9 protein-coding genes are annotated in these 11,810 nt (G+C 60.3%); 4 read left to right on the top strand and 5 right to left on the bottom strand.

Going from position 1 to position 11,810, the window contains the following annotated elements; all coding sequences use genetic code 11:
• Window positions 1-8: 8 nt before the first annotated feature.
• Together CI807_RS12350 and CI807_RS12345 are read right to left on the bottom strand one after the other, a co-directional pair.
• Entirely contained in the window at window positions 9-569 is a 561-nt protein-coding gene (locus CI807_RS12350; RefSeq protein ID WP_095014853.1) for a fimbrial protein, read from the bottom strand.
• Window positions 570-620: 51 nt separating this feature from the next.
• Window positions 621-1,130 carry a fimbrial protein gene (locus CI807_RS12345; protein WP_095014852.1) on the bottom strand — a complete coding sequence of 170 codons (510 nt, stop codon included), beginning with the start codon at window positions 1,128-1,130 and terminating at the stop codon, window positions 621-623.
• A 535-nt stretch (window positions 1,131-1,665) separates the two neighbouring features.
• On the opposite strand from CI807_RS12345, the gene CI807_RS12340 reads away from it, so the two are divergent.
• Window positions 1,666-2,187 (top strand): PadR family transcriptional regulator, encoded by a 522-nt coding sequence (locus tag CI807_RS12340; protein ID WP_016977531.1) that lies wholly within the window; start codon window positions 1,666-1,668, stop codon window positions 2,185-2,187.
• Window positions 2,184-2,951: a siderophore-interacting protein gene (locus CI807_RS12335; protein ID WP_095014851.1), complete on the top strand. Its 768-nt coding sequence runs from the start codon at window positions 2,184-2,186 to the stop codon at window positions 2,949-2,951. Before CI807_RS12340 ends, CI807_RS12335 begins: the two co-directional genes overlap by 4 nt.
• Here CI807_RS12335 and CI807_RS12330 read toward each other — a convergent pair whose 3' ends face one another.
• Both CI807_RS12330 and CI807_RS12325 read right to left on the bottom strand, forming a co-directional pair.
• Window positions 2,952-3,575 (bottom strand): Pr6Pr family membrane protein, encoded by a 624-nt coding sequence (locus CI807_RS12330; RefSeq protein WP_095014850.1) that lies wholly within the window; start codon window positions 3,573-3,575, stop codon window positions 2,952-2,954.
• Window positions 3,576-3,579: 4 nt separating this feature from the next.
• The gene (locus CI807_RS12325) at window positions 3,580-3,813 is read right to left on the bottom strand and encodes a VF530 family DNA-binding protein (protein WP_016977534.1); all 234 of its coding nucleotides are present in this window, start codon (window positions 3,811-3,813) and stop codon (window positions 3,580-3,582) included.
• Between the two features lie 141 nt (window positions 3,814-3,954).
• Here CI807_RS12325 and CI807_RS12320 point away from each other — a divergent pair, with 141 nt between their 5' ends.
• Both CI807_RS12320 and CI807_RS12315 read left to right on the top strand, forming a co-directional pair.
• Entirely contained in the window at window positions 3,955-5,973 is a 2,019-nt protein-coding gene (locus tag CI807_RS12320) for a TonB-dependent receptor (RefSeq protein ID WP_095014849.1), read from the top strand.
• A gap of 429 nt (window positions 5,974-6,402) precedes the next feature.
• Window positions 6,403-8,820, top strand: coding sequence for a glucose/quinate/shikimate family membrane-bound PQQ-dependent dehydrogenase (locus tag CI807_RS12315; protein WP_016977537.1), 2,418 nt, complete (start codon window positions 6,403-6,405; stop codon window positions 8,818-8,820).
• Between the two features lie 61 nt (window positions 8,821-8,881).
• Here the strand turns inward: CI807_RS12315 and CI807_RS12310 are convergent, their stop codons facing one another.
• Complete coding sequence (locus CI807_RS12310; RefSeq protein WP_095014848.1) at window positions 8,882-11,218, bottom strand: bifunctional diguanylate cyclase/phosphodiesterase; 2,337 nt, start codon at window positions 11,216-11,218, stop codon at window positions 8,882-8,884.
• Window positions 11,219-11,810 lie beyond the last annotated feature (592 nt).

Below are 11,810 nucleotides of genomic sequence, written 5' to 3'. Positions count from 1 at the left end.
ATCAATGTTCAAAAGTATTCCAACTTGAACCGCACGGCGGCTGCGTGAGCCCCGGGCGCCAACGGCAGTCCGTTGCCAACAAGGCGAAGCGTGTAGTTGAGTGTCATGTCACCCTCAGCCAGCGGGCGCAGTGCCATCGGCACCCCCGGGACACTCTCCTCACCCCTCGAATCCCAGATGTGCAAGGCAACGCCCTGGGAATCACCAAAGGCTGCAAAGGAGCGACCGTCCCTGTCGGGCGCCCCGTCAAACGTGACCCGCAGGTGCTCCCAATCAGGCAGGTTGACGCCGGGGCGCAACGGATCAGGGCGAGTCAGCGTGCAATTGACCAGGCGCAACTGGAAGGGGTGCGGTGCTCCCAGTGCATTGCGCAACAGCCGGCCGATGGGTTCGGGCGTCATGTCGATGGTTTGATCGACACTGGCCAGTTCCAGCCCGCAGGCAGAGTCAATGACCTGTCCACCCAGCGTGACAATGCCCTCGCCTTGCGCATCGGCTTGCGCGTAAACCCAAGGATTGATGAACACCGTCAGTGAAGAGGCCATAGCGAGGTGTATGAATGTTTTCACCGTTATCTCCCGCCAGCTTCCCCCCGCCACTCAACGTGGCGGGGGAAACACTTACTGATAAGCCAAGGTGAAATTGGTGACCGCGCTGAAATTGCCAGGGACGATTGGAGCCGTCGCTGCGCCTTGTACATAGGCACCGAACTCCAACGTGTTGTCGCCGGCAGAAATGGCCTGCGGCGTGGTGGGAACGCCCAACTCAATGAGTTTGCTGCCGTGGGTCATCATGATGCCCACGCCGCCTGCACCACCGACGGTACCGATCGCACCCGGCACAACGGTGGAAGGCGCCGCTGTAAAGGTGGTGGTCACTGTGTTGTCGGTGAGGCCCGTCAGATCGCAGCCCTCAAGCTCAATCCGTACAGGTCGGGCTTCAGACTTGCCTCCGGATTGCAGCTGATGCTTTGCGATCGCGCCCAAGTGAACCGACTGATCCACGGACTCAGGCTTGATAGAGCAGGCACCCGAATGGACCGACCCAATGAACGTAACGGTTCCGTCCGCCGCTTGAGCGACGGAAGCCGAACCCATCAGCAGGCCGAGAGACAACAGTGCAGTTTTCATTTTGGTATTCATTAGCAAACACTCACACATTGATAAAAGAAACCCTGCCGCAGGAGTGCGAAGGACTTATCAGTTAAGCGACGGCCAGGTGGTAACCCTTGATTTAGTCTCAGCAAAAGTTGAATGCACGCAGGGTGACTGCAGCACTGTTTTTCCAACTATTTGCATTGCCAATCGGGAACCCGTTCGAAGCAAGGCAAGTTTCAATATTCGCCTTGAGAATGTAAGCCGGGAAATTCAACAGGTTGCGTAGCCCTGTTACATCAGGACATATAGGAAGAATATGGCAAATTGCCAAAACTTTAAAAACAGCCGTAAGAATCAGACTACAACTACACTAATGAGAATAGTTTAATTAAGGAAGTGTATGTAAGAAACAGATTACACTCATTCAAAACAACCCTGTGTACTTGAGCAAGATTAACTAACGAGTCAAAGCGTGCTCTAGGAAATGGAAACCGTCTGTCGGAAGCCCTTGCGAGCCTCTCAAGATATATCTTAAGTTATATCTAGACACACACAGAGGCTCCTACCCATGCGAGACCATCCTCACCCACGCGACGGCTTTGACCCGCGCTCTGGCCGCGGTCGCGGCCCCCGGGTCTTTGCGCCCGGCGATCTGAAATTGCTGCTGCCGGCGTTGATCGCCGAGCAACCGTGCCATGGCTACGATCTTATCCGCCAGATCGAAAGCCTGTTCGACGGCGCCTACAGCCCCAGCCCGGGCGTAATCTACCCGACCCTGACCTTCCTCGAAGAAAGCGATTTGATCCAGGGCGACGCCGATGGCGGAAAAAAACGCTACACAATCACCGACGCCGGTCGTCTCTTCATAAGCGAGCAACAGGTCGCCCTGGACGGCGTGCGCATGCGCATCGACGTGAGCAAGCGTTCACTGCGCGGTCATGATCGCCCACCGGAAATCCACGAGGCGGTACATAACCTGCGTCATGCCCTGCACTCGCACCACGGGCGCTGGAGCCCGGAAGAAATCGTTCGTGTCGCGGCGCTGCTCAATCGCACCGCTCAAGCCATTGCCGACGGGAAAGACCAATGAATACTCAAGCCATCCACCGCGTGACCCACGAAATCAAACGCCGCCGCCTGCAAGTGTTGCGGGTGGTCGACATCACACCGCGCATGCGTCGCATCACCATGGGCGGGCCCGAGCTGGCGGGGTTTGTCAGCCTGGGTGCCGACGATCACATCAAGCTGCTGTTTCCACAGAACGCCGCCGAGCAGGCCGCGCTGGAAAGCCCGACCTTCACCATCAAGGGCGACGGCCCACAACCGGCCATGCGCGACTACACGCCGCGTCGTTTTGACCTGAGCATCGGTGAGCTGGACATTGACTTCGTGCTGCACGGCGACGGCCCCGCGTCCACCTGGGCCGAGCAAGTGCAGGTCGGCCAACACCTGTACATCGGCGGGCCTCGGGGTTCGTTGATCGTGCCGGATATCTTCGACAGCTACTTGCTGATCGGCGATGAAACCGCCCTGCCCGCCATCGCGCGGCGCCTGGAAGAGTTGTCGGCGGGACGTAAGGCACTGGCGGTGATTGAGATCGCCAATGCGGCAGAAAAGCAGACGCTGCAAAGCGCTGCCGATGTCGAAGTGATTTGGGTGCTCCGTGGTCAGGACGACCTGCTTGAAACCGTGCAGAAACTGACGTTACCGAGTGGCTCGCTGTACAGCTTCGTCGCCACTGAAACCAAGTTGTCGCGCCGTGTGCGCCGTGTGCTGCTGGACACGCACCAGGTCAATGAGGATTACCTCAAGGCCGTGGGTTACTGGCGCGCCGAAGGCAGCGAAGAAGAGTGATCAGGGCCGGGGCTTGATCAGTTTATCCAGCCCCACCACTGCCAACGCGATCACCACAAAGCCCAGCAAAATCCCCCCGGCATTCACAAATACCTGTGGATAGCCGAGGGTGCTCACGTCAATGAACGGGTATTGATACTGCCCGAGCAAATCCCCGCGCAGCAGTGCATAGGCGAAGTACACCAACGGGTAAATCACCCAGCCGCCGATGTGTTTCAAGCGTAAATCACCCTTGGGCACACACCGCCACCAATAGATAAAAAACAGCACCGGCATCACGTCGTGCAGCAACTCGTCGGCGATGAACTGGAAGCCTTCGGGCTGCCACAGATGGCGCAGCAGCAGGTTGTAGGCCAGGCCTACCACCAGGATGCTCACGGCAATGCCGCTGCTGATCCCCGGCGCGAGGAAAAACCGTTTCGCCGGGGAATCACGTTTCACCCGCGCATAGCTCAACACCACCGCCGCCAGGGTATTGGTCAGCACGGTGAAGAAGCTGAAAAAGTTGATCAACCCGCCCAACAGGCTGGCACCGGATTCCCAGCGCGAATAGAAAATCAGGTATTGCTGGATCGCCAACCCCGCCCAACCGGCCAGCGCCGCTGCCGCCACGAACCGCTTCATCGAATCAATCCAGCGGGCGTTTGGTGCGCATCAGTTTTACGTACAGGCCTTCGACTTTCTCCCGCGCCCACGGAGTTTTGCGCAGGAACGTCAGGCTCGACTTGATGCTGGGGTCGCTCTTGAAGCAGCGGACATCAATACGCTCGGCCAGGCCTTCCCATTCGTAATGTTCCACCAGGGTGGTGAGGACGTGCTGCAGGGTCACGCCGTGGAGTGGGTCGTTGCTTGTCGCGGTCATGCCGGGCCTTTTACAAAAAGTAGAAATACAGCCGCTCACTTTAGCACGAAGAAAAAAGTTCCCGTCCTCAACGAAAAAGAGATGTTATATTGTAACTATAACTTTCAACTCTTTTAGTCGTTTTGCCAAGGAATGTGTCTGATGTCCTTCTCTTCTCTATGGCGCTTGTCCCCGCTTGCCGCCGCCCTGTTGATCGGCTCCGAAGCCCACGCGCTTGAGCTGCAGCCCCAAGTCATCACCGGCAACCCGCTGGGCAGTGAACAGCTCGCCTCGCCTACCACCGTGCTGGAAGGTGATGACCTTACCCTGCAACAGAAAGGTAGCCTCGGCGAAACGTTGAACAAGCAACCGGGCGTGTCGTCTTCGTACTTCGGCCCAGGCGCCAGCCGGCCGATCATCCGTGGCCAGGATGGCGACCGCATTCGCATCCTGCGCAATGGCGTGGGTGCGCTGGATGCGTCGTCGCTGTCCTACGACCACGCAGTGCCGCTGGACCCGGTCAACGTCGACCGCATTGAAATCGTGCGCGGCCCGGCAGCGTTGTTGTATGGCGGCAGCGCCATCGGCGGTGTGGTTAACACTTTCGACAACCGCATCCCCACCGAGGCCATCGAAGGCATCCACGGTGCCGGTGAGCTGCGCTACGGCGGCGCCGACACCACGCGCAGCAGCGCGGGCAAACTGGAAGCCGGCAACGGCACCTTTGCCCTGCACCTGGATGCCAACGCGCGGGAATTCAACGACCTGAAAATCCCCGGCCAGGCACGCAGTCGGCACGCGCCGGCAACCGAAGACGCTCCGGGTAAAAACGGGCGCCTGGGCAACAGTGATGGACGCCAGGACGGCGGTGCCGTGGGCGGCTCCTACACCTGGGACGACGGTTATGCCGGTTTGTCCTACAGCAATTACGACGCGAACTACGGCTCGCCGGCCGAGCAGGACGTGCGTATCCGCATGAAGCAGGATCACTACGCGTTTGCGTCGGAGATCCGCAACCTGCAAGGCCCGTTTACCTCGGTGAAACTCGATGCCGGCTACACCGACTACGAACATCGCGAGATCGAAGGCGGCGAAACCGGCACCACCTTCAAGAACAAGGGTTACGAAGCGCGCGTTGAAGCTCGCCATCAACCGATTGGCCCGTTCGATGGCGTGGTCGGTGCTCAAGTCACCCGCAACGAGTTCTCGGCCCTCGGTGAAGAAGCCTTCGTACCGCAGACCGACACCAACGCGGGCGCGCTGTTTATCCTCGAAGAAATGCAAGCCACCGAACGCCTGAAACTCAGCCTCGGCGGACGCCTGGAACACACCAGCGTCGACCCGGACGCCAAGGGCAACGCACGCTTTGCCACGGCCGACAAAAGCAATGACTTCACCGCCGGCAGCCTGTCATCCGGCGCCGTGTATACCCTCACGCCTATCTGGTCCGTGGCGGCAACCTTGGGCTACACCGAGCGCGCACCGACGTTCTACGAGCTGTATGCCAACGGCACCCACGTTGCCACCAACACTTACGAGCGAGGGGATGCCAACCTGAATAAAGAAAAAGCGGTGTCCAGCGACCTGGCCCTGCGCTTTGACAATGGTACTCACAAAGGCAGCTTCGGCGTGTTCTACAGCCGCTTCTCCAACTACATCGGCCTGCTGGGCAGTGGTCGCACGTTGAACGAAGAAGGTGAAGAAGACGCAGGTGGCCAACCTGAGTACAACTACTCCGGTGTACGTGCACGTTTCGCCGGCTTCGAAGCCCAGGATCACTGGAAACTTGGCGAAAGCGCCTACGGCAAGTTCGCGCTGGAGCTGTCGGGCGACTACACCCGCGCCACCAACCTGGACACCGGCGAAGCCTTGCCGCGCATTGCACCGCTACGCTTGAACAGCGGTTTGCTGTGGGAACTGGACCGCTGGCAGGCGCGCATCGACGTGGAACATGCGGCGGGCCAAGGCCGTGTGCCGGATAACGAGAGTGGCACCGATGGCTACACCACGTTGGGGGCGAGCGCGGGTTATCACTTCAACATGGGTGGCAGCCAGTGGCTGGCGTTCGTGAACGGTGAAAACCTGACCAACCAGACTGTGCGGTATGCCAGCTCGATCTTGCGGGACATTGCACCGGCGCCGGGTAGAAGTGTGCAGTTCGGCGTTCGAACCACCTTCTAAAAACACCGCAATTCTAACCTGTAGGAGCCGGCTTGCCGGCGATGGCGTCCTTATAATCGCCATCGCCGGCAAGCCGGCTCCTACAGGTTTTGCAGGGCCCTTTGCAGCGACGTTCTGTCACTGTTACCAAATCTGAAATGATGCATCTTGCGATTGACGCTTTCTCTCGACGCCCTCTCCCTTTATCCTTGCCGCAACAAACTGAAACGTTTCACTTCCGCGGTCGACCCCATCTTGCCGAATTCCCCCTCTGCCCAAGACAGCGCTGTCTTACACCGACGTGCGCCTGGGGATAAATTGCCCGCCTGTGGATAACCACACTTATCCCCAGAAAAACCGAATTAACGCTGAACCAAGCCCGTGTCGAATCGTCATCTACAGTGAAGAAACACGGGGATACATAATTCCAACGTCACGGAGAAACACACTATGAGCACTGATGGTGCTTCGAGCCCAAGCCGCCTGTTGCCCAGGCTGCTCGGCGTCTTGCTGCTGATCATGGGCCTGGCCTTGCTGGCCGGGGGTATCAAGCTGACGATGCTTGGCGGGTCGCTGTATTACCTGCTGGCCGGTATCGGCATCACCCTGACCGGCCTTCTGCTGCTGGCCACCCGTCGCGCCGCGCTGGGCCTGTACGCACTGGTGCTGTTTGCCAGCACCGTGTGGGCGCTGTGGGAAGTCGGCTTGGATTGGTGGCAGTTGGTGCCGCGCCTGGCGCTGCTGTTCGCCTTGGGCATCGTCATGTTGCTTCCGTGGTTTCGCCGTCCGTTGCTGCGTGGCCAACCTGCCCCGCTGGGCACTGGCGCGCTGAGCGTGGCCGTGGTGCTGGCGGGTGCTACCGCCCTGGCCAGCCAATTCACCAACCCCGGTGAAATGGTCAAGACCGGCCAACTGGACCGCGACGCAGTCCCTGGCATGGCCAGCGCTGCACCGTCCCAGGCCGATGGCGACTGGAACTCCTACGGCCGTTCGGCCTACGGCGATCGCTACTCGCCACTGGCGCAGATCACCGCGGAAAACGCCCACAAGCTGGTGCCGGCGTGGACGTATCGCACCGGTGACATCCCTGGCCCGAACGATCCAGGCGAGACCACCGCAGAAAACACCCCGCTGAAAGTCAACGGCATGCTCTACGTGTGCACGCCGCACAGCCAGGTGATTGCGCTGGACCCGGACACCGGTAAGGAAATCTGGCGCTTCGATCCGAAGATCAGCAGCATGGGTGCCGAGAACTTCAAGGGCTGGGCCCACATGACCTGTCGTGGCGTGTCGTATCACGATGATGCCGCCTACGCCTCCGAGCAGAGCCCTACTGGCAGCGCCAGCCCGGCTGCCGCGCCGAATGCATGCCCGAAACGCATCTTCGTGCCGACCGCCGACACTCGTCTGATCGCCCTCAACGCCGACACCGGCAAGATGTGCGAAGACTTCGGTGACAAAGGCCAGGTCGACCTGCGTGCCAACATCGGTGGCTTCGCCCCCGGCGGTTACTACTCCACCTCGCCACCGGCCGTGACCAAGAACCTGGTCGTGATCGGCGGTCACGTCACCGACAACGTCTCCACCGACGAGCCGAGCGGCGTGATCCGTGCGTTCGACGTGCACACCGGCAAACTGGTGTGGAACTGGGACAGCGGCAACCCGGACGACACCACCCCGCTGGCCGAAGGCAAGACCTACACCCGCAACTCGCCGAACATGTGGTCCATGTTCGCCGTAGACGAAAAACTCGGCATGCTCTACCTGCCGATGGGCAACCAGATGCCCGACCAATACGGCGGCGACCGTACCGAAGACTCGGAAAAATACAGCGCCGGCCTGACGGCCCTGGACATCGACAGTGGCCACGTGAAGTGGACCTTCCAGTTCACTCACCATGACCTGTGGGACATGGACGTGGGCGGCCAGCCGTCACTGATCGACATCAAGACCGAAGCCGGCGTGAAGCAGGCGGTGATGGCGTCGACCAAGCAAGGCAGCATCTACGTGCTGGACCGTGCGACCGGCCAGCCGGTAGTGCCAATCCACGAAGTGGCCGTGCCACAAGGCGCTGTTGCTGGCGATCACACTTCGCCGACCCAACCGAAGTCCGACCTGAACTTCATGCCACCGCCGCTCAAAGAGCGTGACATGTGGGGCGTGACGCCGTTCGACCAACTGCTGTGCCGCATCGATTTCAAATCCATGCGCTACGACGGGGCCTTCACCCCGCCATCGCTGCAAGGTTCGATCGTTTACCCAGGCAACTTCGGTGTGTTCGACTGGGGTGGCATTTCCGTCGACCCGGTACGCCAGATCGCGTTCGTGAACCCGAGCTACATGGCGTTCAAATCCAAGCTGATCCCGGCCGCCGATATTGCCAAGCAAGGTCCACGCGTCAGCGAAACCGAAGGCGTGCAGCCGAACAAAGGCGCGCCATACGGCGTGATCCTCGAAGCCATGCTGTCGCCAATGGGCCTGCCGTGCCAGGCACCGGCATGGGGTTATGTGGCGGCGGTCGACCTGACCACCCACAAAACGATCTGGATGCACAAGAACGGCACCGTGCGTGACAGCGCGCCGGTTCCGATCCCGCTGACCATGGGCGTGCCTAGCCTGGGCGGCACCTTCACCACGGCCGGCGGCGTGGCGTTCCTCAGCGGTACGCTCGACCAGTACCTGCGTGCCTATGACGTGAAAAACGGCAAGCAACTGTGGGAAGGCCGCCTGCCAGCGGGCGCGCAAACCACCCCGATGACCTACACCGGTAAAGACGGCAAGCAGTACGTGCTGGTCATGGCCGGCGGTCACGGTTCCCTGGGGACCAAACAGGGTGACTACGTGATGGCGTTCAAACTGCCGGAATAAGCTTCACTGGCGGTAAAACAAAGGCGGCTACCTGTGAGGGTAGCCGCCTTTTTTATGCCGGTTAAATCGGCACCCGCTCGCGACGCATCCACATTTCGAACGCCATGGCGTTCAACGGCCGACTGATCAGGTAACCCTGGGCAGTGTCGCAATTCCACTGTTTGAGCAGCTTCAGGCTGGGGGCGAATTCCACGCCTTCGGCCACCACCTTGAGCCCGAGGTTGTGGCTCATCTCGATGGTGGAACGCACGATTACCCCGTCGCCACTGGTGCTATCGAGGTTACGTATGAAGGATTGGTCGATCTTCAATTCCTGCACCGGCAGGCGCTGCAATTGCGCCAGGGACGAATAGCCAGTGCCAAAGTCATCCACCGACAAACTGATACCGCAGCCGCGCAACTGCTCCAACACACTGAGGGCCTGTTGCGGGTTGTGCATGATCGCGCTTTCGGTGATCTCGAAAATCAGCTGCTCGGCCTCCACCTGGTACTGAATCAACAACGCAGTGACGCGAATCGCCAAATCATCATCGGCCAGGTCGTCCACCGAGATATTCACCGACAACTGGATCAGCATGCCGCGCTGCGCCCACTCGGCAATCTGGCGGATGGCTTCCTCGATCACCCACAGGGTCAGGCTGCTCATACTGCCGGTGCGTTCGGCGAGGGGGATAAATTCGGAAGGAGACACCTGGCCCAAGGTCGGATGCTGCCAGCGCAACAAGGCTTCGGCCTGGCGTACGTGGCCATGCTTGAGGTCAAGTTTGGGCTGGTAGCACAGGAACAATTCGCCCTCGATGGCGGCACGGCGCAGGTCGCGGATCAGGGTGATCTGGCGTTGGTGGGCCAAGTCGCGGTCCTGTTGGTAGATCTGCAAATGCCCTGGCAGGCTGGCCGCGTCATGCCGGGCGATGGCGGCGCGGCTGATCAACTCCTCCACCTGTTGGCCGTCGGCAGGGTAGGCGGCGATGCCGATACTCACTTCGTGACGCAACTCGTCATGGCCGATGCGCTGGGGCTCGGTGAGTAGCGTGTAGAGACGGTCGGCACGGGCCACGGCGCGGTCAACCTCAGTGTTTTCCAGCAACAACAGGAACTCGCTACCGGCGATGCGCGCCGCCGTGTCACTGGCCAACAGGCTCATGGACAGGCAGCGGCTGGCTTCACGCAGCATCTCTTCGACGCCCTCGGGGCCGAAGCCTTCGTTGATCACCCGGTAATTTTCGATGCCGACGTACAGCAGCACCACCGGCCGCCGAGCACTGATCGCACTGCCCAGGCGCTCCATGGCCAGGGCGCGGTTGGGCAAACCGGTGAGCGGGTCATGCAAGGCGTTGTGTGCCAACTGCCGCTCGCGCACGGCGATGCCGCTCTGCATGGCGTTGAAGGCGCGGGCCAGCAAGCCGAATTCATCGTGGCTGCGCACCCGCACCGGCGTGCGGTAATCACCGGCACCGATACGTTCGGCCGCCTGCACCAGGGCATTGAGCGGACGCGATACCCGCCGCGCCAAAAACAACGCACCGGCCAACGACACCAACAGCACCGCCAGGGCAATCCCGAGGAATTGCCGGTCCAGGGGCGCAAAGGATTCCAGGGCATGGTCCAGCGGGCTTTGCAGCAGCACCCGCACTTCATCGCCATCGCCGGTGTTGGCCAGCGGCAACACCTGGCTGAGCACACGCTGACCATAAAACACATGGATTTTCGGTTCTGGGTCGACATGCCCTTCGCGCAACAGGCTGAGCGTACCGGCCTGGTAAGCATCCGGTTGAGTGCTGAACAGCGGGCCGGGCGTGCCGTTTTGCACGCTAAGGAATGACACCTCCAAGTTGCTCATGGAGCGCAGTTCATTGGCGAACAGCTTGTCCATGGGAAAGCCCATGACAACGCGCGCAATGGGTAGATCGTCGATCACTTCGCGTTGCACCAACAGGTAGGGCCGCCCATCCAGGGCCACTACCAGCATCTGCAAGCCCGTGCGTCGGGCATGCCGCAGGGCGTCGTCATAGGGGAATAGCTGACCGCGTGTGAGGATCGGCAAGGTGCTGACCATGACCTTGCCATCCAGGCCCAGTACAAACACTTCGCTGGAACGGATGCCCGTACCGTGGCGACGCAATGCAGCGAGAATCGGCACGGTATTGCCTTCGGCCACGGCCTGTTTGAAGGGGAGATCTACGGTCAGCCAGTCGAGCCCGTATTGCAGGCGACGCCCACGCAGGTCGAGCAGGCGTTCGAACACCTGGCTACCGGTTTGCAATTGGACTTGCGCCTGGTTTTCCACGGCGCGAGTGGTGGCGGTCTTCACGGCGAAATAGGTGGCGCCGACCACCACCAGCAGTAACAGCGCCAGCACCCCGGCGATGCGGGTTTGGAACGTGTGGCGCCACCTCATTGCAGTGCCCTCTGGCAGCGTTCGCCTCTCTCTGCCACTACGTCCCTTTGTCATGTGCATTCCTTGCGACTGCTGACCTGGCGTCAAAAAAATATCCATTTGGATTGAATATTAGGTCTTAGGAGATTAGCTGGGACTTGGGTTAAGTGCACCCAATAAAACGGGGGAATGTTGTGGCGGTTTTTTGGCGACAATGGGTTGGCTGGGGGGGGTTGAGTTGGGTACATATCCGTTATTTGGGTAACGGCTGATATTGGTTCCGCTCTTACAGCGGGTCACTTTCGAAAAGCGCGAAAGTAACCAAAGCGCTCTTGCCCCAACACTCGGCACCTCGCCTAGGCTCGGTGTGCCCTCACTCCGGCTTGAATCCGTGGGCCGCCGCGATGGGCCATCCTTGGCCCAGCGCGGCTAACCCGGCGTCCTGCCGGGTTACCCACGGATTCAAGCCTGCGTTCGGCCAGCGTGTTTAACGGGGCGCCTCAGATCAAAATCAAGATCACGAACGACTCGCTTCGCATCGTAGATACGCTTTTCGTTTTCTGTAGGAGCTGGCTTGCCAGCGAAAAACGTGAGACCGCCGCGTTTTGTCTGA

It is taken from the genome of Pseudomonas sp. NS1(2017) (assembly GCF_002269425.1).
Classification (GTDB): Bacteria; Pseudomonadota; Gammaproteobacteria; order Pseudomonadales; family Pseudomonadaceae; genus Aquipseudomonas; species Aquipseudomonas reactans.
This window is presented reverse-complemented; position numbering and strand designations above follow the sequence as displayed.